The organism is Cecembia rubra, assembly GCF_003014575.1.
GTDB classification, from domain to species: Bacteria; Bacteroidota; Bacteroidia; order Cytophagales; family Cyclobacteriaceae; genus Cecembia_A; species Cecembia_A rubra.
In genome coordinates, this window is sequence record NZ_PYGF01000005.1 from 269878 (window position 1) to 290859 (window position 20982).

The following is a 20982-nucleotide window of genomic DNA, read 5'->3' on the forward strand; positions in this document are numbered from 1 at the left end:
TAACTTTGCCCTTTATGATTTTGACTGATACAATGACTTCACATTCTATAGATCAACTTGATCCAAAAGATTTTATTATCATAAAGAACGCCCAGGTTAACAACCTTAAAAATCTAAGTGTAGCCATTCCCAGAAATAAATTGGTGGTGGTTACTGGGCTTTCAGGGTCGGGCAAATCGTCCTTGGCTTTTGATACGCTTTTTGCCGAGGGTCAGCGTATGTATGTGGAGAGTTTGAGTTCCTATGCAAGACAGTTTTTGGGCAGGATGGAAAAGCCAGAGGTAGAATACATCAAAGGAGTTTCACCTGCAATCGCAATCCAGCAAAAAGTAACCACGAAAAATCCCAGATCCACGGTGGGTACGACTACGGAGATATATGACTATCTCAAATTGCTGTTCAGCAGGATAGGCAAAACCATTTCTCCTGTCAGTGGTGAAGAGGTCAAACACCACACCGTCACCGATGTGGTGGATTTTATCAATACTTTTGATGAAGGCGAAAAGGTTATGATCACCTGTCCTTTGCATTGGGTAAAGGGCAGGACCAAGTCGCAGGAATTGGAGCTATTGCTTCAAAAAGGATTTACCCGAATCCTTATCAATGGAGAAGCTTATTTTGTAGAGGACTTAGTAAAAGCAGCTACCTTACTCAATGGAGATTATGAAATTTTGATTGACAGAGTTTCGGTTAGACATGATGATGAAGACAATCAGTTCAGAATAGCGGATTCTGTACAGACGGCATTTTTTGAAGGACATGGAGAATGCACAGTTTTGGTTCCGGGAAAAGAAAGAAGGACTTTTTCGGACCGCTTTGAATTGGACGGGATGAGTTTTGAACTCCCATCGGTTAATTTCTTCAGTTTTAACAATCCCTATGGTGCATGTAAGACCTGTGAAGGATTTGGCTCGGTATTGGGTATTGATCCTGATTTGGTCATTCCGGATAAAAGCCTATCGGTTTATGAAGGAGCTATTGCACCCTGGAGAGGAGAAAGTACAGGAAAGTGGCTGGAGCCATTAGTTAAAAAGGGGATTTATTTTGATTTTCCAATTCATAGGGCTTATGAGGATCTGAGTGATATGGAAAAGGAGTTGGTCTGGACCGGGAACTCTTATTTCAAAGGTCTAAATGCATTTTTTGAAGATTTGGAATCCAAAACCCACAAAATCCAATATAGGGTGATGCTTTCCCGTTTCAGGGGGAGGACGACTTGTCCCGATTGTAAGGGAACAAGATTGAGAAAAGATGCATCTTATGTCAAGATCAATTCAAAATCCATAGCCGATATTGTTTTGATGCCCATCAATAAAGCACTTGCATATTTCCGGGACCTTGAATTGCCTGAAGCGGAACAAAAAGTGGCAAACAGGATTTTGAAGGAAATTCTTAACCGCTTGGAATATATTGATAAGGTTGGCTTAGGTTACCTTACATTAAACAGACTTACTTCTACACTTTCCGGTGGGGAATACCAAAGAATAAAGCTTGCGACTTCTCTTGGTTCGGCACTTGTAGGCTCTATGTACATTCTTGATGAACCCAGTATTGGTCTTCACCCCAGGGATACGGACAGGTTAATCGAAGTGCTGAAATCTTTGAGGGACTTGGGCAATACCGTTATTGTGGTAGAACATGAAGAAAAGATCATGAAAGCCGCAGACCAGATTATAGATATTGGACCAGATGCAGGTGTTAGAGGAGGGGAATTGGTGTTTCAAGGGAATTTGAAAGAACTCTTGGTTCATGGGCAAAGTCATACGGCCAGGTACTTAAAAGGCGAGGAAAAAATTCAAGATAAGAAGCAGAACAGAAAATGGAGGGACAGTATTACCGTAAAAGGAGCCAGAGAAAATAACCTAAAAAACCTTACTGTAAATTTCCCTCTCCATGCACTTACAGTAGTGACAGGTGTCAGTGGTTCGGGAAAATCTACCTTGATCAAGAAAGTGCTTTATCCTGCTTTGGGCAAAATGCTGGGAACTGTTATAGATGAGAGTGGAAAGTTTGATAAGCTTGAGGGAGATTATAAAAAGATTACCCAGGTTGAATTTGTAGATCAGAATCCTATCGGAAAGTCTTCAAGATCCAATCCTGTCACCTATGTGAAAGCATATGACGCCATCCGCACATTGTATTCTGAGCAGCCACTTGCCAAACAAAGAGGTTATAAACCCGCTTTCTTCAGTTTCAATGTAGATGGCGGAAGGTGTGAGGCTTGCCAGGGAGAAGGTTCAGTTACTGTCGAGATGCAGTTTATGGCTGACATACATCTTACCTGCGAGTCATGTAAAGGCAAGCGCTTTAAGAATGAAATTCTGGATATTAAGTTCAAAGACAAGGATATTTCTGATGTGTTGGATATGACTATTGATGAGGCCATGGAGTTTTTCAAGGATAAACATGCCATCATCAATAAGCTCCAACCCTTGCAGGAAGTTGGGTTGGGTTATGTCGGAATGGGACAGTCATCCAATACCTTGTCAGGAGGGGAGGCCCAAAGAGTAAAGCTTGCGTCTTTCCTAGGAAAAGGAGGTACACGTCCCGGAGATCATGTGCTTTTTATTTTTGATGAGCCAACTACCGGCCTGCATTTCCATGATATCAGGAAGTTATTGTATTCGATCAATGCATTGATAGATCAGGGCCATTCGGTGATCATCATTGAACACAACACAGAAGTAATAAAAGCAGCAGATTGGGTGATAGACTTGGGACCGGAAGGGGGTGAAAAGGGAGGGCAGCTTATATTTGAAGGGACTCCAGAGGCTTTGAAGGAGGTAGAAGGTAATTTTACGGCAAAATACCTCAAAGAAAGCTTCGAATAAATTATTGGGGGAGAATTCAAGCAGTTTCCTCCGATCAAATTTGAATTCAATTCAGCAAATCATCAAAATCATGGATATACAATATCCCTTAGAGCTTATTGGTACTTTTGTCTTTGCCATTTCCGGGGCACTGGCTGTAAGGGACAAGGAGCATGACCTATTTGGTGCAGGTTTTACCGGCTTCATTACTGCTATTGGAGGAGGTACATTAAGGGATGTTTTATTGGGTTCCTATCCCTTGGTTTGGATAGGGGATGTTTATTTTTTGTATGCGATCCTTTTGGGTGTATTGGCAGCATTTGTTTTCCCCAGGTTTTTGATCAAATTGAGAAAGACCATGTTTTTGTTTGATACCATTGGGATAGGTTTTTTTACGGTTCTAGGAGTAGAAAAGGCACTGGCATTTGGTGTCCGGCCCGAAATTGCAGCCATTATGGGTATGTTTACAGCTGTGATGGGTGGCGTAATCAGGGATACATTGGTCAACGAAATTCCCATCTTATTCCGGAAGGAAATATATGCTTCTGCCTGCCTAACCGGTGCTATCCTGTATTTACTTTTAAATTATTCAGGTTTAGAAAGGGATTACAATCTTTTGATTTCCATTTCTGTGATTATTTCGATCCGTTTGGTAGCAGTCAAATATAAGCTCAGTTTGCCCAGATTGGAATAGTTTGAAAAAGCCTTATTTCAATTTACACTATAATTGGATAATCCATTGAATCAAGCTATTTTTGAGCACTTAATCTATTATGCCTAATGAAAAGAGACCAAGTCATTTTTGACCTCATCGCCAAAGAAGAAAACAGACAGAAAGTAGGAATAGAGCTTATTGCATCAGAAAACTTCACCTCAAAGCAGGTAATGGAAGCGGCTGGTAGCGTACTTACCAATAAATACGCAGAAGGTCTTCCCAATAAAAGATATTATGGAGGTTGTGAGATCGTAGATCAGATTGAGCAACTTGCCATTGATAGGGCCAAGGAGCTTTTTGGTGCCACCTGGGCCAACGTGCAGCCGCATTCAGGAGCCCAGGCCAATGCTGCCGTGTTTTTGGCTTGCTTGAATCCAGGTGATGTGATTTTGGGATTTGATTTGTCCCATGGGGGTCATTTGACTCATGGTTCTCCGGTTAATTTCTCCGGAAAATTGTACCAGCCACATTTCTACGGAGTGGAGGAAGAGACTGGAATGATTGATTATGACAAGGTGGAGGCAAAAGCATTGGAAGTGAAACCTAGATTATTGATCTGTGGTGCTTCTGCTTACAGCAGGGATTGGGATTATGAAAGATTAAGAGATATTGCCGATCAGGTTGGTGCCATTTTATTAGCTGATATTTCTCATCCCTCAGGCTTGATTGCTAGAGGTCTCCTCAATGACCCTTTGGAATATTGCCATATAGTGACTACAACTACGCATAAGACCTTGAGAGGCCCAAGAGGAGGTTTGATTTTGATGAGAGAAGACTTTGACAATCCTTTTGGATTAAAAACTCCAAAAGGTGAATTGAGAAAAATGTCTTCTTTATTGGATTCTGGAGTATTCCCTGGAACCCAAGGCGGTCCTTTGGAGCATATTATTGCTGCAAAAGCTGTAGCATTCCAGGAGGCACTATCTGATGATTATATGCAGTATGTAATTCAGGTGAAGAAAAATGCTTCCGTAATGGCGGACGAGTTTGTTTCTCTAGGTTATCAGATCATTTCCGGAGGTACTGACAATCACCTCATGCTTATTGATCTCAGAAATAAGGACCTGACTGGTAAATTGGCTGAAGAAACTTTAGGCAAAGTAGATATTACCATCAACAAAAACATGGTTCCTTTTGATACCCGCTCACCTTTTGTGACTTCAGGTATGCGCGTAGGGACTGCTGCAGTGACTACCAGGGGATTGAAAGAGGAAGACATGAAAAAAATTGTCCATTTGATAGACAGAGCTCTTCAAAACCATGATAATGAGTCTGCATTGGCTCAGGTCAAAAAAGAAGTTAATGATTGGATGGTTAAGTTTCCATTGTATTAATTTGATTCCAAAGCGTGGCCTTAGATCAGTATAAAGAAGAAGAGGAAGAAGGCATGTCCTTTTTGGACCATTTGGAACAGTTGCGTTGGCATTTACTCCGTTCCATATCTGCCATTCTAATATTTACAGTCATTGCCTTTTTGGCAAAGAGCATTGTTTTTGGAAAAATCATCCTAGGTCCTTCAAAGGTAGATTTTTTTACCTATAGGATGCTTTGCAAGATTGCTGAAGCTATTTCAACTCCAGCACTTTGTATAGACAATTTGCCATTTACCATTCAAAGTAGGCAGATGACCGGGCAATTTTCCATGCACCTTACCTCATCCGTTGTAGTGGGATTGATTATTTCTTTCCCTTATATATTCTGGGAAGCATGGAGATTTATCAGTCCTGGATTATATTCCAAAGAAAGGCAGGCAGCCAGGGGAGCAGTTTTCTTTGTTAGTTTGCTTTTCTTTGCAGGTGCATCTTTTGGGTATTTTATTTTGGCGCCTTTGTCAATCAATTTCCTTTCCAATTACCAGTTGGACCCGACGATCCTGAATGAATTTGATATTACTTCTTATGTTACGACTTTGACGATGTTGGTTTTGGCATCAGCCATTATGTTCCAGTTGCCGGTGGTGATTTATTTTCTATCCATGTCAGGTCTGGTGACAGCAGCTATGCTGAAGACTTACAGGAGGCATGCCATAGTGGCCATTCTGATTTTAGCAGCAGTCATTACCCCACCGGATGTGATCAGCCAGATTTTAATAGCTATGCCTATCCTGGTGCTTTATGAGGCAGGTATCCAAATTGCAAAAAGATTGGAGAAGAAAAGAGCAAAGAAGGAATTGGAAGAAAACTTAAAATATCAGAGAAATGAATAGAAAAATTGCAATAGGAGGGGATCATGCAGGCTTTGAATACAAAAATGATCTTATCCAGAAGCTTAGGACGGAGGGTTATGAAGTCAAGGATTTTGGTCCCTTTTCTGATGCATCTGTGGATTATCCCGATTATGTGCATCCATTATGTAAGGCTATAGAGCAGGGGGAATTTGCCCAAGGTATATTGATCTGTGGGAGTGGTAATGGTGTCGCTATTACTGCCAATAAACACCAGGGAATAAGGGCTGCCCTGTGTTGGAATGAGGACTTGGCTGCCCTGGCCCGTCAGCACAACAATGCCAATGTTCTTGCGTTGCCTGCTAGGTTTATTCCATTTGACCTGGCTGAAAAGTTGGTTTCCATCTTTCTGAATACAGAATTTGAAGGAGGCAGGCATCAAAATAGGGTGGATAAAATTGCCTGTCGTTAGCAATGGGCAAATATCAGGCAAATAAAAAAGAGAAGCTGTTCTTAAAAACAGCTTCTCTTTTTTATTTGGATTTAAGTAAATAGTATTTTCCTGATTTCTGAAATTTTTGCTTCAATATGGGGACTTTTTCCAGAAATGCTTCAAATACACCATCTTCATCAACCACCACTTCGGGAAGATCCAAGCTGATGTTTTTATAAGCTTGGGAAATTTCATGTAAGTTGTCAATTGAACCAAGTAAATCCCTAGTCAGATGGTAGTTGAGGTAAGGAGTAGCTTGCTTGGCATTTTTGAAATAGGCCAGATCATCACTTAGGACCAAGATTTTTTTGTTTTCCGTAATTTGGTGCTGTTCATTTGGGAAAACCCCGTAAGTTCTCAGTTCATCATTCAAGGTTTGTACAGTCAGCCAGCCCCAACCCACAAAGGGGACAAGAACCACGAACGCAATGCTAAGTCCATTATAAAGGTGGCCTCTTTTCAAAGACAAGAACAGCATTGAAATGAAGTAAGTGAACGGGGTAAGCAGAATAATAAGCTGGTAAGGGGCGCTTCTATTGGTCAATAAAAATGAACTCGCTGCAAAGACAAAAAAGAACATCATCAATTGCAACTGCTTTTGCTGATTTACAGTCAGTGGTCTAATGATGGCTCCTAGAAACAAACCTAAAAAAGAGAAAAGGATTGGAACTGCATATAAAATAGAAATATCCCTTAAGCGGACATGAACATATATATCAGCAGTCCTGAATGTCAAGATGTATTTGTAAATAAAGTCAGATAGTGCATCTTTCCAGAAATAATAAACGGAGCAAATTAAAATGGGCAAGAGGTATCCGGAAAGAGAGATCAAAAGCTGTCTAAAAGAAAAGCCACTGATAATGATGCCAATTACAACCATATAAGGTAGGAAAAACACCAATGGAAAATGGAAGCATACTGCAATTCCTGAAAAAATCCCTGTCAAAAGTACTGAATCGCTTCCTTCCTTTTGAAGCACTGTTTGTGAGAAAAGCTGTCCCAAGGCAAAGACAATAAATGTACTGCCCATAAGTGCAGGAGATAAACTCAGAAGATCGAAAGATAGATGGACAAGGATAACTCCAATGAAGGCAGGAACATAGCTTGTTTCATCAAAGGATTTGTATTGGTTAAAGAGATAATTGAGATAGGCAATCTGCAGTAATAGGAAAAAAGAAGCAATAATTTTTTGGACCAGGATACTTTTTCCGAAAAGTACGAAAAGGATCCAATAAACAATTGCTGAAAAGGGGCCGGAATCATCCAAAATATCCCTATACATCATATTTCCTTCTGACATACGTTCTCCAATAAGTTGCCAGATCATTTCTGGCTGTAAAATCGGAGGGGTAAGAATAAACCAATATATACTGCTTAAAACAAGCATGATGCCTAGTATGGCAAGGAGCCTTAATGGGTCGTTAATTCTAAAAAAACTTATCAAAACAGTAATACAGGGCTATGTGGATACAATCAGTTCGCACGAAATTAAAGGTTACGCATTTAATTCACTAAATTTGCGTCAATTAAAATACGCTATGGAAAGTAAAAGACAGCAGAAATACAGCAAATTGATCCAAAAAGAAATTGGTGAGATCTTTCAAAAAGAGGTCAAACACCTCTTAGGAACTTCTTTTGTTACAGTTTCCCGAGTGACTATAAGCCCTGACCTAGGATTGGCCAGAATTTACCTCAGTTTCTTGTTGGACAAAGACAAGCCAGTATTTGAAAAACTTAATGAGAAGAAAAATGAGCTAAGGAAGCATTTGGGCAATAGGATTGGCAAAAGTGTAAGGATTGTTCCGGAAATCGCTCTATTTATAGATGATTCTGCTTCTTATGCCCAACATATGGATAAGGTGATATCTTCATTGGATATTCCAGAGGCTTCTGAAGAAGAGGAAGAAGATTAATTTTTATTATTTTGAACCTTTCATTTTTTATAGCATCCAGGTATTTCCGCAGCAAGAAAAAGCGGAATTTCATCACCATCCTCTCCCGAATTTCCATGATTGGAGTTGCGGTAGGGACAATGGCTTTGGTGGTAGTTCTTTCTGTATTTAATGGTCTGGAGGATTTGGTCAGGGCACTTTATGCTTCTTTTGATGCCGAGTTGAAGGTGGAGGCTGCAATAGGCAAATCCTTTGAAGTGGAAGACGCTTGGCTTAAATCCATCAATAATGTCGAGGGCGTAGAATTAGTGACAGAGGTAATTGAGGACAATGCCTTATTTAAATATAGGGATTATCAGCATCTGGCCCGATTGAAAGGTGTTTCTGGGAATTACCTTGATCATGGAAGGTTTGGAAGGGGCTACACTTGGGGAGAATTGGATTTAGGAACAGTCAGTAGGCCCAAGGCCATCATTGGAAGGGGAGTTGGATTTTTCCTTTCTATGGACCTTGACAATGAATTTGAAATGCTTCAGGTATTTTATCCCAAAGCCCCAAGAAGTGCAGGTACGATTGATCCTTCCCAACTATACAATAGTGGTTTGCTCCGTCCATCAGCCTTTTTTAGTGTGGACAAGGAATTTGATGACAATTATATAATTGCACCTTTGGATTTTGTTGCAGGGTTATTGAATTATGGATCCAAAAGGACTGCACTTGAAATCAAAGTAAGAGATGGAGAAAGCATTCAAAGAGTAAAAAAGAGGCTAAGGGAACATTTAGGAGAAGGGTTCACTGTGAAAGATACAGATGAACAGCATGCCGGTTTATTACGGACAATTAAGATAGAGAAGCTTTTTGTATTCATTACATTGAGTTTTATCCTGGCGGTGGCTTCATTCAATATCTTTTTTTCATTGTCAATGATGGCTATTGAAAAAAAGAAGGATAATGCAATTTTGTTTGCAATTGGAGCCAGGGAAAAATTGGTGAAAAGGATCTATATTAAGCAAGGTGCGATTATTGCTTTTACAGGAGCATTTATAGGTCTTATTTTAGGGTTTTTGTTAGTTTGGGCCCAGGATACCTTTGGATTGGTTTCTTTGGGCATAGCTTCCTCGGTCATTGAGAATTATCCGGTAAAAATGGTTTGGACTGACTTTTTATGGACGAGTGTGACCGTAATCGCAATCACTTTTATTGCATCTTACAGGCCGGCAATGATTGCTTCCAGAGTAAAGCCTAATGAGCTATAATAAAAAAAGCCGTGAAACAAAATCTCACAGCTTTAGTCAATTAACAATAAACCCAAAATAACCAGCTGTAGGAGAAGGATTCGAACCTCCACGGGGCAGTTAGGAAAGAACACGAGCTCCATGTTCGCTTTATTCCGGATTCCCCACCCCCGAGACAGGAGGGCATGTCTGCCAGTTTCAACATCCTACAGTATAAGAATTTCAATTATTTGAAAGCCGTTTGCTTCCTTTTGATTTTTTCATGCTGTAGGAGAAGGATTCGAACCTCCACAGGGCGGTTAGGCAAGAACACGAGCTCCATGTTCGCTTTATTCCGGATTCCCCACCCCCGAGACAGGAGGGCATGTCTGCCAGTTTCATCATCCTACAGTGTGATAAGACCTTTCGTCTTGTTTGATGATTCAAAGTTAATAAAAGCTTATTAAAATTAAAAATAATTCAACAAAAATGATAAAAAATTACAGTTTAAATAATTAAACGTTTGTTTAGATGATAAAAAGGTAAAACAGGGTTGGCATTGAGTCGTTCTATTGAAAACTTTTCAATTCAGATCCCAATCAAAAAAAATGGGGTGAAAGCCCGGAAAAATTCAATTCTTAAACTGTTGTTTTTTTGCGATGGGATGAAAGACAAAATGAAATACTCAAAACTCAAAAAATGTGGTGTAAGATGGATAAAAGATATAATAAAAAGTATATTGTAAATTGATAAAAATCAATTTACGTTTAAAACAGCCCAAAAAAATAGGAATAAATTCATTAGTTTGTTTAATTTAAACTTATAAAAAGCATAATTTTTTTCAATTATTTTTGTATTTGATTATTAAAAAGGGCATATTTATTGCTATTAGTCGAGTGTTGTCAACAGTGTAGATTGACTAGGTATAAAATTAGTACAAATTCACCTATAGCCGATGAAAAATAAACTATTACTCCTGCTTTTTACTTTTAGTGTTTTTGCCACCATTTTGAAAGCCCAAGACCAAGAAAATGCGGGTTCCCTGACCAGTGGTACCATTTCCAGTCAGTTTGATTACCTTAATACTATATCAAATAATTATCAGGACTATAAAGTAGTCAAGAAGGTCCATTTGGACAGAATCCGTCAAAATGTAACAGATTCTCTTAATGTTTTCAAGAACGAGCTGATAGCTTTAAAGCAAGATTTGAGAGAAAGGCAAAATGAAATTGCTGAATTACAGTCTCAGATGTCCGACCTTAGAGGTCAATTGGAAAGTGCAGAAAAGGCAAGAGACAGCTTTTCCTTTTTGGGTATTCCCATTCATAAGTCAGCCTATAGCAGTATGATGTGGATGATAGTGGCCTTATTGACTGGAGCATTTTTATTTTTTCTATACAAGTATAGCCTGAGTCATAAGGTAATTTCCAAAGCAAGAAAGGATCTGGAGGAAACAAGAGAAGAGTTTGATCAGCATAGGAAGAATACCCTTGAAAGGGAAAGAAAACTAAAACGAGAGTTAGTGGATGCTTTAAATCAAAAAGCACTCTAAGTATATCTTTCATTGAAAATAAGATAGCCTGGTTTACCAGGCTTTTTCTTTTCCTATACTTTCTTAAATTTAAGCATGAAAAAAATCACGGTTTATTGTGGGTCTAATAAGGGTAAAAACGCAATTTTTTCCCAAGGAGCAGTGGCTTTGGCCAATGAAATGATCAAAAGGGATCTTTCATTAGTTTATGGAGCAGGAAATGTAGGTTTGATGGGGGTGATTGCAGATGCTATGCTGGCAGCAGATAAAAAAGTCTATGGTGTGATACCTCAGAAGCTCGTGGATATTGAAGTAGCGCATCAGGGATGTACGGAGCTCACCGTGGTTGAAACCATGCGGGACAGGAAATGGCTTATGGCGGAGAAAGGAGATGGTTTTATTGCTATGCCTGGTGGAATTGGAACTTTTGAAGAATTGTTCGAGATCATGACATTGAACCAATTGGCTTATATCCGGAAGCCTTTGGCCCTTTATAATTTAAATGGATATTATGATGGTCTTCTCAAGTTTTTACAACATGCCGTTACGGAAGGATTCCTTCACCAAGCCCAATTGGATTTGTTGATAGTGGGGGATAATCCTGCTGAGATTTTGGATAAGATGGCAGCTTTTGAGCCTAAATATATTGATAAGTGGGAGGTCAAATGATTTCTTTCTTAATCAAAAGCCTAACATTATTTTATGTATTCCTATATTTAGCTAAATAAAATGATCTGAAATTGTCTTTCATCGATAGAACGCGATTTTTTAGCCGAAAAGCAAGGAGATTCATATCTCCTGAAAGGTTTGCACTTGCCCCTATTTGGATACAACTTATTGCCATCTTTATCACCAGTGCCACGGTGATTTTTCTTCTTTCCCCATTTTTGGGAGGCTTACCCAGCAGTTATAGGATTTTTGCCGATCCTGCTTATTATGCCGATGTTCAAGGACCAATGGAAATTGCCTTTGGATTGCTACAGGTAATCATTGGTCTTATACTTTTCTCTTTTATTATTTCTGTACTCTCAGCTGCACTTATCAAGCTTATAGAAAACATCAAGAGCGGGTCTCTTCCATATAAAAAAAGCGGTCATATTCTTTTTGTAAATTATAATATTAAGCTTTTCATGATACTTGACCAGATTGATATACGGGCCAGGGACAAAGGTATTTTGGAAGATGTGGTTTTATTGTTCCATGAACCCTCCAAGGTTGTTGCTTTTAGGGCACATTTCGATCAAAGTCGTTGGAAAAATCTTGATATTTTTATCCGTCAGGGTAATGTCATGTCCTTTCGGACATTTGATCGGCTTTCCATATTTGAGGCAAAGGCATTAGTAGTTTTATCCCCTGATAATTTTGGAGATACTTTTGAGTCAGACAATTTTAACCTCAAAATATTGACCAACCTGACCAATAATATTCTCTTTTTGAACCATCTGAAGGGGAAACAGGAAAATGGAAACCCAATCAAATGTTCAATAGAGCTATCCAGTCACCAAGATGCCCGAAAAATTGCCCTGAATCTTACGAGTTATAAGTCAGGTTACCTTTTTGCCGTCATTACTCCGGGGGATGTTATTGGGAGTATTATAGCAAGAGCAAAGGTAGATCCTGTTTATTACAAAGTATTTTTTGAAATCTTGTCCTCTGATGGCTCCACAATCCATTTTATAGATCCCAGACAATTTGGCGATTTTAGAAAATTTGAGCAATTGTCATTTGAACAGTTAATGTTTAGTTTCAAAGGTGGGACTTTAATTGGCTTTTCCAGCTCAGTGGGCCTTGGACATTTCCAAATGAATCTCTGTTCTTTTGGCAGTACATTTAAGCTTGGTTCTTGGTTTATTTTTTTGACGACTGACGCCAAGCAAATCAGGTATCAACCACCTAAAACACCTTATATCCTCGAGAAAAAATTCGAGATCATTCCACCAAATGAAGAGGTAAGTAAAAAGATCTGTGTGATAGGCAATACCTGGAATCTGGGCAATATAGAAGATTTTATTGATGTCAAAAGCAAGAATGAACTTCGGGAATCCCAATTTGTATTCGAGGAGGAAGAAGCATATTTCTCAGAAAATTTGTTGCTCAAGATCCAAAATGGCGATTTTGACAACATTGTAATCAATTTAGGAGATGAACTTGGGTTTAGGTTGACCATGCTGCTTGTTGGTGCAAATAAAAGTGACCCCCAATTTCTGAGTAAAATCATCACCATTTTGGGTGATCCTATAACTGAACAGTTGTTGAATACCAATGTTTTGGGTTGTAATATCGTCCTTTCCCATAAGCTATCTGCCAGATACATTGCCCAACTTGCTTTTCAAAAGAATCTAGAGCAGATTTTCGCTGAATTGGCATTTATTGAGGGTTCGGAATTCAATTTGTTGGATGTGGGGAAACACATTCCTGCTGAATTGTTAAGGGATGTGGAAGAAGTCAAAAGGTTACTGGCTGCTCATGAAATGATTTACCTGGGTACTGTTGATCAAGAGAAAAATGTGATTTTGGAATCAAGGAATTTTGATAATACCAAACAAGTTTTGGTGTTGAGCAAGGGTAAAATAATTTAAAAGAAGCTGTAACATAAGGCAAATGAAGGCTCTGAGATTTGGTTATTTGAAATTAGATTCGATACCTGCAAGAATATAAAAGAGGCTGTCCTTTAATGAGACAGCCTCTTAAGGCAATTCATGTTTGGAGATGGAGTATAAACCTAACCTGGCTTAGACTCTGTTCAATCTTAAGATCCTTTGGATATGAGTTCCATAAGTTCCTCAAGGAAAATTTTGTCGTTATGGTCAAAATCATCTAATTGATCACTGTCCACATCAAGGACACACCACACATTTCCCTCTTTAATCCCTGGAACCACAATTTCAGACCTTGAAGCTGAACTACAGGCAATATGGCCCGGAAAAAGATCTACGTCAGGTACAAGCTGTGTTTTACCTTCTTTCCAGGCAGTCCCACATACACCCTTTCCAAAAGCAATTCGGGTACAGGCTAAAGGCCCTTGAAATGGACCTAAAACCAATTCATTTTCTTTGACCAGGTAGAAACCCACCCAGAAAAAGCCAAAAGCTTCTTTCAACACTGCTGAAACATTGGCCAGATTGGCATAAAGGTCTGTTTCACCCTTAATCAATGCTTCAATTTGAGGAAGAATAGCCTGATAAATTCCTGCTTTATCTGTTTCTTTGGGTATATACAATGATTCTGCCATTATCGTATTAAGTTTAAGATTTAAATTGCCAAAAGCTTAGCAAGTCCCCTTGCACATCATATTGCTTTACAACTTTACCTGGTAACACCGGGCTTGGAATTCCCTTTCCAAAGGCAACATTTCCAGTAAAAACACGGGCCTCATCCCAAAGTTCCTTTTCTATAAACTTCTTGAGCAACTGAGCCCCACCCTCCACAATTACACTCTGTATTTTTCTACTATAAAGATTTTGAATGATGTCCTCCAGATCAAAACCTTCTTTTAAACGGATTTTCTCAAGCTGGTACGAGGATTCCTCAATGGTTTGGTTATAACAGAGGGTGGGTTGTGTACCGTCAAACAGATAGAGCCCAGGATTCAGTTTAAGATTCCTGTCAATTACTACCCGTATTGGGTCTTTCCCGCTCCAATCCCTCACATTCAATCGGGGATTGTCATATTGGGCTGTTAATGTTCCTACCATGATGGCATCTTCTTCAGACCTCCACTTATGTACCAACTGCCTACTGTAGGAATTGCTGATCCATTTAGAGTCATAATTTTCCCTGGCAATAAAGCCATCTGAGCTTTGTGCCCATTTCAGGATGATATAGGGACGCTTTTTTTCTATGAAAGTAAAAAACCGGATATTTTGAGTTCTTACTTTTTCTTCAAGAACACCGGTGAGTACTTCAATTCCAGCTTTTTGCAGTATTTGTATGCCTTTTCCACCTACCAATGGATTGGAATCCACCGTTCCTATGACAACTTTACTTATGCCGACTTTTGCCAATAAATCAGCACAAGGAGGAGTTTTGCCCCAATGCGCACAGGGTTCCAAACTTACATAGGCAGTAGAAGATTTAATCAGTTCGGGGTCCTTGACTGTGCTGATAGCATTGGGTTCGGCATGAGGTCCTCCAAAATATTCATGAAAACCCTCGCCAATTATATTTCCATCATATACTATGACACAACCCACCATAGGGTTGGGACTTACTCTTCCCCTTCCTAATTCGGCCAGTTCTATTGCCCTGAGCATGAATTTTTCGTGGATATCCATCTTAGTCCCTTAATCTCAAATTTATAGTCCCCAATTGCTTGTTTTGGATTGCATTTACTCTGACACTGTCCAAAGTATCAGGAAGATATGCTTGATTAAACGGAATGATATAGGTTTTGTAAAGTTTGCCAGCTTCTAAGCCTCTTAATGAGAAATTTCCCGATGGGGCTTGGCTTGAAGTTGTACTCAGGATGAGGTCATTTTCATCTGCGGTTATGATGGCTACGCGTTGATTGGCTGGGGAAATACTTCCGCTTGCTCTTCCTGTATTGAGGGATAGAAATGACCTGATCTCAGGTGTTAAAGATATTCTCGGTTCCAGGCCATTGCTTATCTGGAATGACCTGAATGCATCAAAGTCTAGGAAAATATCATGTGATATCCCTCCTCTAATTGTATAATTGACCAATAACTTTGGCTTCATAGCCTCTTCTGAATTCAGAATAAGGGGAAAATTTTGTCCTCCAAATACAACAAAATTATCCTCCCCCAAGAGCAGTTTGATTTCTATAATATTTCCTTCAGAAAACTCTGCCCTTCCTATCAAAAACTGGGAACTTGCGGTGAGTCCAGCAATATTAACTTTTTTTTCTGTTTGGGTATTGGGTAAGAAAACGGGATCGGTATTGTCTGTACCCCTTCCCCCTGTTGTCTTTACCTCGGCACCAATGATCTCTAACCATATTTCTTCAAATTCACCTGGTGATCCAATTATAAATACATTGACCAATCCATTTGACCTGTCCAAATCTTCATTTGAACAGGAGAATAAACTAAATAAAAATACGAATAAAATGAAACTGGTTTTTTTCACACCCAAATGTAATTGTATTGGCAGTATTAATCAACGTAAAGTTAAGAACGCACTTTTTGATTGCTTGTTTTATTTTCAAACTAATTCAAAAAAATCCGGTGACATGAGATTATGATCATAAAAAATGTCCTGGAAACAAATTTTGAAGCTCCCAGGACAAATACGCTGTTTATGGATGTTTTATTTTTTTTTGTTTAATCTCCACCATTACCATCATCCCCATTCTCTTCAGGTGCTTCACTTAGGATAATCGGTTCAAGTCGAGTAACTGGTCCTACAGGTACTGAAATATTTTGGATAAGGGAATCCAGATAACCTTCCTGCGGCAAGAACCAGAAATTATATGTACCTCCTCTTATTCCTCTAAATAAAAAGAAGCCATTGTCATCAGTAAATGTACCTATGGTATCCTGACCCAATATTGCGGAAACTCTAACTGGTCCTGCTTCCAGTGGTAATACTGTTCCTTCCAATGTGGCCAATTCCTCAGCAACAACTCTTAATACAGGCTTAAGGATATATTGGCCGGAGTTTCCAGCTTTTACAATTGATCGGGAAGCATCAAAATCAATGACCAAGTCATAGGCAACTCCAGCTTCCAAAGGCTTGTCCACTTTCAATTTCAATCCGCTTTGTTGGGCACTTGGAGTTTTTAGGTCTAACCTTTGGCCATTTTGCATGATGTAATTGTCATCACCCAGTACCATTCTGATCTGGGAAATTTCACCTGCCGGGACTTCGATTTCACCAAGGTGTTCAGAATTTCCCCCTGTCAAAGAAAGAAGGTTGATTTTGTTGTCATTAGCTTCATAAGGAAGATTGATCCAGGCACTTTCATTGGATTCATTATCCCCTTTCATCAAAAATTTTACTTCAAGTATTTCCACCCAAACTTCATCATAAGCGGCAGGTGCATCAATAAGGTAAACATTGACACGTGCATGTCCATCCCTAATTCTGTCTTCATTTCGCTCCATGTCACAGGCACTAAGGAAAAAGAAAGTAACTAGGGCCAAGCATAATGATCTTACAAAATATTTCATAGCTATTTAAGTTGGTTTTTTTATTAGCATGCAAGCACTATGCCAAAAAAAAACGAACTTCTTTTTGTACCAATAATTGGAAAATTTCATATCAGCTTTAGTATTTTTGACCATGATGCAATGGGAAAAATTATTGAGTTCAGGAAGATTTGATCCGTTGAGCTCAAAGAAGGAAGAGTCTGCGACTATTAGAACAGAATTTGAACGTGATTATGATAGGATCATTTTCTCAGGTCCTTTCAGAAACCTTCAGGATAAAACCCAGGTATTTCCTTTGCCTGAACATCATTTTGTCCATACCCGATTGACCCATAGTCTGGAGGTATCCAGTGTGGGTAGGTCACTTGGGAAATCGGTTGGAGAATACCTTTTAGAAAAATACCCTGTCCTTTCTGAGAAGGGGATCCATGCGACTGACATCGGGGCTATTGTTGCAGCTGCAGCGCTGACCCATGATATTGGAAATCCACCTTTTGGGCACGCAGGTGAAGAGGCCATATCTGATTTTTTCAGGCATCATCCGTATGGCTACGTCTGGCAATCACATATAAGTACTCAAGAATGGGCGGACCTTTGTAATTTCGAAGGTAATGCCCAAGGTTTTAGGATGCTTGTATCCAAAAAAAATGGGCTACAGCTATCTTATGCTACCCTAGCAGCATTTACAAAATATCCCCGCCCCTCCCTCATTTTTGAAAGGGATAAAGAAAGAAGAAGCCAAAAAAAATTCGGTTTCTTTTCAGATCAAAAGGAGGAATTCAACCATTTGGCAGAAGCACTTGGTATTGGTAAAGCCAATACTGATTGTTGGTTAAGACATCCTTTGGCATTTTTGGTTGAAGCAGCAGATGATATCTGTTACAGCATTATTGACCTAGAGGACGGTTGTACTCTTGGTCTGGTATCAATAGACCAGACAATATCTTTATTGGGAAAAATCCTTGCTGAAAAATTCCAACCTGAAAAACTTGAGAAATACAGTTTTGAACCCCAAAAGCTTGCCGTATTGAGGGCGATGGCAATCGGTAAATTGGTGGAAGAATCTGTTCAGGCTTTCATTGAAAAGGAGGAAGAGATCCTCAATGGACAATTTGATCAGTCCTTGACTGACATCATTCCATCTGCCCAGGCTTTGGCTGAAATCTCCAATCTTTCGGTTGTGAAAATTTATCGCTCCAAGCCGGTACTTGAAAAAGAGGCAGCAGGATTTCAGGTTTTGGAGGGCTTGCTGGAAGTGTTCTCTCAGGCACTTAATCATAAGTATTACCAGACTGATTTATTTTCCGGAAAAGATAAAAGCATACTCAGGCTTTTACCGGATGATTTTCCCCTAGAAGGTTGGGGTGAACAGGCCAATCCCTATCCTTTGTTAAGGGCCCTGATAGATTACATTTCAGGAATGACTGATAAGTTTGCCTTATCTCTTTACCGTAAAGTCAAAGGAATTTCGTTGCCAGGTACCTAAAGAAAGATTAAAGGTCAATTCTTTTGCCTTCCTGATTGCTTAGGAATGCAGCTTCAATGATTTCCAAAACGGAGATAGCCTCTTTCATTTTCACTTTCAGTTCAGCTTTACCCTGAATGGCATCAGCTATATTTTGATAAAAATAGCGGTAATCTCCCCTTTCGGTGGGATAAGAGATGACGGCATTTTCCAGGTGTAATTTTCCCCAGCTTTCGGAATTTTCTATTCCCCAGTTGGGGCCCTCGGGTAGTTCTCCAGCTTTAAAAGCTTTTTCCTGGACATCCAGTCCGTATTTAATGTAGCTTCCTTTTTCTCCCAAAACCAAAAATTTTGGCAAGGGTGCATTGACCATTACACTCGCGGTCAGCCTTGCCTTCATCCCGGGATACATAAGGGTAATATCAAAAAAATCATCCGCCACAGCGCCTTTGCGCTGTTTCAGGATTTCCGCATAGACCCATTTGGGTTTCCCGAACAACATCACTGCCTGATCGATCAGGTGAGTGCCCAGGTCATAGGTAATTCCATTTCCTGGAACATCTTTTTCCCTCCAATTATCCACTACCTGAGGCCTGAACCTATCAAAATGGGATTCAAAATGTACAATCCTGCCCAAACTTCCCTCATGGAGCAATTTCCTAATTGTCTGAAAGTCACCGTCCCAGCGCCGGTTTTGAAAAACAGAGAGTATCAAACCATGTAATTGGGCATATTGTTGCAATAAGGTGGCTTCTAAAGATTTTATTGTTACAGGCTTGTCCACGACCACATGTTTTCCTGCTTCCAGGGCCATTTTCGCATAATGAAAATGAAATTCATTTGGGGTGACAATGATTATCAGATCAGCTGCATCGGCTTTCAATAAATCCTTTAAACTTTTAAATACTTGGACCTGAGGGTATTTTTCTTTAGAACGTTCACCATTTCTTTCCACTATTGCTACCAATTCAAGGTCCTTACATACCGAAATTAATGGTGCATGGATTTTTTCTCCCACTGACCCATAGCCAACCAATGCAGTTCTGATTTTTTTCATCTTTCCATTTTTAATTCATAATTCTCCATTTTTCAATAATCTATCAATGATGATGCCCTCCTGGCCCATGCACATGACCATGGTCAATTTCCTCAGGGTCTGCCTCACGGACAGAGACTATTTCACCTTTGAAATAAAGGTCTAATCCTGCCAAGGGCGAATTGAAATCCATATGCACACCTTTGTAATCAATTTTGATGATTTCACCTCTGAGTTGGTTGCCCTTATCATCCTGCATAGGTATAACTTTGCCAACTCTCAAGAGTTCATTTTGCTTCTTTCCGTTTTCCTTGAAATTGGCTTTTGGAATGATGACTTTTTTGCTTTCATCATAATCCCCGTAACCATTTTCATAATCTATAAAAACTTCAAAGGAATCCCCTACACCTTTTCCGTCAATGGCTTCTTCGAGCTTTGGCAGAATATTTCCTGCACCGAAAAGAAAGTAAAAGGGTTTATCTTTGGAGACGCTTTCAAAGAATGATTTACCATTTTCACCATCATCTACATGCAATTCATAGGCAATGCCAACAACTTTATTTTTTTCTACTTTCATGGTCTTCTAAATTGAATCGGTTATAAAAATAAGACAAGAATTTTAAATCCACCCAGCCCCCAGGGCAATAGAGATTAAAATCAACATGATTGCCACTGTGAACTGAAGGAACTTAAGGGTGACTTTTTTCAATAGTTTGTTGCCGATATAGGCTCCTAAAATGGCTGAAATGGTAGCAATTGAAACAAGTTGGATATTGTCGATAAGTGATGTATTCAGGAATCGGGTGGCATAAACACTCAAGCGGGTAAAATCTACGAAGGTAGATACCACAACGGCAGTTCCTACAAAAGCTTCTTTGGATAAGCCTGCCTTGATCAAAAAAGCAGAACGCAAAGCTCCCTGATTGCCGGATAGCCCTCCAAAGAATCCGCTTAGGGCCCCGCCAATTGGGAGTTTTTCTTTACCGAACTGAAGTTTTTGGAAATAAGGGATCAGATCCATTGAGGCAAAAATGATAAGGACCATGGAGACTGTAAACTTGACAGGATATACTTCAAACTCTTTTCCAAAAGCTTCATAAGCAAACAAAGGTTTCCAATCGGTCATTTTCAGCATCAACCAGGATCCCAGAAGCGCAAAAAGCACTGCAGGTACCCCAAATTTTATGAGTACTTCGGTATCCGATTTTTTGCCCACCAAAAAGAGCTTGAAAATATTATTGAAAAAATGAACCACGCCAGTCAATGCTATTGCAAGATCGACAGGAAAGAAAACCATAAAAACAGGTGTTAATATAGTGCCAAGGCCAAACCCTGAAAAGAAAGTCAGGATGGCAACGAAAAAAGCGGTTAGTGAAATGATGAAGATTTCCATGTTTTTGATGTTTTTAGCCAAAAGCAGAGGTCTTTCAGGAGCTGGCTTTTTTACCAAAGTTATCATATATGCCCATTTCTCAAAGAAACAGATTCGTTTAGGGTATTTTTGGGAATAAATGGGCCGTAAAATCATACTTAATCCTCAGGTCCAAAAGGA

General features: G+C 39.5%; 19 protein-coding genes. 11 read left to right on the forward strand and 8 right to left on the reverse strand.

Annotation, left to right across the window (positions count from 1 at the left end; translation table 11 throughout):
• Positions 1-14: 14 nt before the first annotated feature.
• The 5 genes from uvrA (at position 15) to rpiB (ending at position 6161) form a co-directional block, all read left to right on the forward strand.
• Positions 15-2831 (forward strand): excinuclease ABC subunit UvrA, encoded by a 2817-nt coding sequence (gene uvrA, locus CLV48_RS11330; protein ID WP_106567389.1) that lies wholly within the window; start codon positions 15-17, stop codon positions 2829-2831.
• A gap of 70 nt (positions 2832-2901) precedes the next feature.
• Positions 2902-3504, forward strand: a complete 603-nt coding sequence (locus CLV48_RS11335; protein WP_106567443.1) for a trimeric intracellular cation channel family protein — start codon at positions 2902-2904, stop codon at positions 3502-3504.
• Between the two features lie 86 nt (positions 3505-3590).
• A complete protein-coding gene (locus CLV48_RS11340) occupies positions 3591-4859 on the forward strand; it encodes a serine hydroxymethyltransferase (RefSeq protein ID WP_106567390.1) in 1269 nt (422 codons plus the stop codon).
• Between the two features lie 14 nt (positions 4860-4873).
• A complete protein-coding gene (tatC, locus tag CLV48_RS11345) occupies positions 4874-5731 on the forward strand; it encodes a twin-arginine translocase subunit TatC (protein ID WP_106567391.1) in 858 nt (285 codons plus the stop codon).
• The gene (gene rpiB, locus CLV48_RS11350; protein WP_106567392.1) at positions 5724-6161 is read left to right on the forward strand and encodes a ribose 5-phosphate isomerase B; all 438 of its coding nucleotides are present in this window, start codon (positions 5724-5726) and stop codon (positions 6159-6161) included. The genes tatC and rpiB overlap by 8 nt, the downstream gene beginning before the upstream one ends.
• Before the next feature lie 61 nt (positions 6162-6222).
• Here rpiB and CLV48_RS11355 read toward each other — a convergent pair whose 3' ends face one another.
• Complete coding sequence (locus CLV48_RS11355) at positions 6223-7569, reverse strand: hypothetical protein (protein WP_245889533.1); 1347 nt, start codon at positions 7567-7569, stop codon at positions 6223-6225.
• A 151-nt stretch (positions 7570-7720) separates the two neighbouring features.
• Between CLV48_RS11355 and rbfA the strand changes: the two genes are divergently transcribed.
• From rbfA to CLV48_RS11380, 5 genes are all read left to right on the forward strand, one after another.
• Positions 7721-8095, forward strand: a complete 375-nt coding sequence (gene rbfA / locus CLV48_RS11360; protein WP_106567393.1) for a 30S ribosome-binding factor RbfA — start codon at positions 7721-7723, stop codon at positions 8093-8095.
• 11 nt (positions 8096-8106) lie between these two features.
• A complete protein-coding gene (locus CLV48_RS11365; protein WP_170069019.1) occupies positions 8107-9330 on the forward strand; it encodes an ABC transporter permease in 1224 nt (407 codons plus the stop codon).
• A 913-nt stretch (positions 9331-10243) separates the two neighbouring features.
• The gene (locus tag CLV48_RS11370; protein ID WP_106567394.1) at positions 10244-10840 is read left to right on the forward strand and encodes a hypothetical protein; all 597 of its coding nucleotides are present in this window, start codon (positions 10244-10246) and stop codon (positions 10838-10840) included.
• A 75-nt stretch (positions 10841-10915) separates the two neighbouring features.
• Positions 10916-11488, forward strand: a complete 573-nt coding sequence (locus tag CLV48_RS11375) for an LOG family protein (protein ID WP_106567395.1) — start codon at positions 10916-10918, stop codon at positions 11486-11488.
• Between the two features lie 71 nt (positions 11489-11559).
• The gene (locus CLV48_RS11380) at positions 11560-13398 is read left to right on the forward strand and encodes a hypothetical protein (protein ID WP_106567396.1); all 1839 of its coding nucleotides are present in this window, start codon (positions 11560-11562) and stop codon (positions 13396-13398) included.
• A 170-nt stretch (positions 13399-13568) separates the two neighbouring features.
• Here the strand turns inward: CLV48_RS11380 and CLV48_RS11385 are convergent, their stop codons facing one another.
• The 4 genes from CLV48_RS11385 to CLV48_RS11400 form a co-directional block, all read right to left on the reverse strand.
• Positions 13569-14051 (reverse strand): GAF domain-containing protein, encoded by a 483-nt coding sequence (locus tag CLV48_RS11385; RefSeq protein WP_106567397.1) that lies wholly within the window; start codon positions 14049-14051, stop codon positions 13569-13571.
• 13 nt (positions 14052-14064) lie between these two features.
• Complete coding sequence (gene ribD, locus CLV48_RS11390) at positions 14065-15072, reverse strand: bifunctional diaminohydroxyphosphoribosylaminopyrimidine deaminase/5-amino-6-(5-phosphoribosylamino)uracil reductase RibD (RefSeq protein WP_245889534.1); 1008 nt, start codon at positions 15070-15072, stop codon at positions 14065-14067.
• Positions 15073-15094: 22 nt separating this feature from the next.
• Complete coding sequence (locus tag CLV48_RS11395; protein WP_245889535.1) at positions 15095-15907, reverse strand: DUF4382 domain-containing protein; 813 nt, start codon at positions 15905-15907, stop codon at positions 15095-15097.
• A gap of 194 nt (positions 15908-16101) precedes the next feature.
• Positions 16102-16950, reverse strand: coding sequence for a DUF4382 domain-containing protein (locus CLV48_RS11400; RefSeq protein ID WP_106567399.1), 849 nt, complete (start codon positions 16948-16950; stop codon positions 16102-16104).
• Between the two features lie 112 nt (positions 16951-17062).
• On the opposite strand from CLV48_RS11400, the gene CLV48_RS11405 reads away from it, so the two are divergent.
• Positions 17063-18415: a deoxyguanosinetriphosphate triphosphohydrolase gene (locus CLV48_RS11405; RefSeq protein WP_106567400.1), complete on the forward strand. Its 1353-nt coding sequence runs from the start codon at positions 17063-17065 to the stop codon at positions 18413-18415.
• 7 nt (positions 18416-18422) lie between these two features.
• On the opposite strand, the gene CLV48_RS11410 is transcribed toward CLV48_RS11405, so the two are convergent.
• Genes CLV48_RS11410 through CLV48_RS11420 form a run of 3 tightly spaced genes read right to left on the reverse strand, consistent with a single transcriptional unit; the run spans position 18423 to position 20889 of the window.
• Positions 18423-19451, reverse strand: a complete 1029-nt coding sequence (locus CLV48_RS11410; protein ID WP_106567401.1) for an oxidoreductase — start codon at positions 19449-19451, stop codon at positions 18423-18425.
• A gap of 43 nt (positions 19452-19494) precedes the next feature.
• Positions 19495-20007: an FKBP-type peptidyl-prolyl cis-trans isomerase gene (locus CLV48_RS11415; protein WP_106567402.1), complete on the reverse strand. Its 513-nt coding sequence runs from the start codon at positions 20005-20007 to the stop codon at positions 19495-19497.
• 42 nt (positions 20008-20049) lie between these two features.
• Positions 20050-20889, reverse strand: coding sequence for a sulfite exporter TauE/SafE family protein (locus CLV48_RS11420; protein ID WP_245889536.1), 840 nt, complete (start codon positions 20887-20889; stop codon positions 20050-20052).
• Positions 20890-20982 lie beyond the last annotated feature (93 nt).

Coding starts and splice junctions, on each gene's coding strand:
- uvrA (WP_106567389.1), top strand. CDS start 15: ATGATTTTGACTGATACAATGACTTCACATTCTATAGATCAACTTGAT.
- CLV48_RS11335 (WP_106567443.1), top strand. CDS start 2,902: ATGGATATACAATATCCCTTAGAGCTTATTGGTACTTTTGTCTTTGCC.
- CLV48_RS11340 (WP_106567390.1), top strand. CDS start 3,591: ATGAAAAGAGACCAAGTCATTTTTGACCTCATCGCCAAAGAAGAAAAC.
- rpiB (WP_106567392.1), top strand. CDS start 5,724: ATGAATAGAAAAATTGCAATAGGAGGGGATCATGCAGGCTTTGAATAC.
- CLV48_RS11355 (WP_245889533.1), bottom strand. CDS start 7,569: ATGCTTGTTTTAAGCAGTATATATTGGTTTATTCTTACCCCTCCGATT.
- rbfA (WP_106567393.1), top strand. CDS start 7,721: ATGGAAAGTAAAAGACAGCAGAAATACAGCAAATTGATCCAAAAAGAA.
- CLV48_RS11370 (WP_106567394.1), top strand. CDS start 10,244: ATGAAAAATAAACTATTACTCCTGCTTTTTACTTTTAGTGTTTTTGCC.
- CLV48_RS11375 (WP_106567395.1), top strand. CDS start 10,916: ATGAAAAAAATCACGGTTTATTGTGGGTCTAATAAGGGTAAAAACGCA.
- CLV48_RS11385 (WP_106567397.1), bottom strand. CDS start 14,051: ATGGCAGAATCATTGTATATACCCAAAGAAACAGATAAAGCAGGAATT.
- ribD (WP_245889534.1), bottom strand. CDS start 15,072: ATGCTCAGGGCAATAGAACTGGCCGAATTAGGAAGGGGAAGAGTAAGT.
- CLV48_RS11400 (WP_106567399.1), bottom strand. CDS start 16,950: ATGAAATATTTTGTAAGATCATTATGCTTGGCCCTAGTTACTTTCTTT.
- CLV48_RS11405 (WP_106567400.1), top strand. CDS start 17,063: ATGATGCAATGGGAAAAATTATTGAGTTCAGGAAGATTTGATCCGTTG.
- CLV48_RS11410 (WP_106567401.1), bottom strand. CDS start 19,451: ATGAAAAAAATCAGAACTGCATTGGTTGGCTATGGGTCAGTGGGAGAA.
- CLV48_RS11415 (WP_106567402.1), bottom strand. CDS start 20,007: ATGAAAGTAGAAAAAAATAAAGTTGTTGGCATTGCCTATGAATTGCAT.
- CLV48_RS11420 (WP_245889536.1), bottom strand. CDS start 20,889: ATGATAACTTTGGTAAAAAAGCCAGCTCCTGAAAGACCTCTGCTTTTG.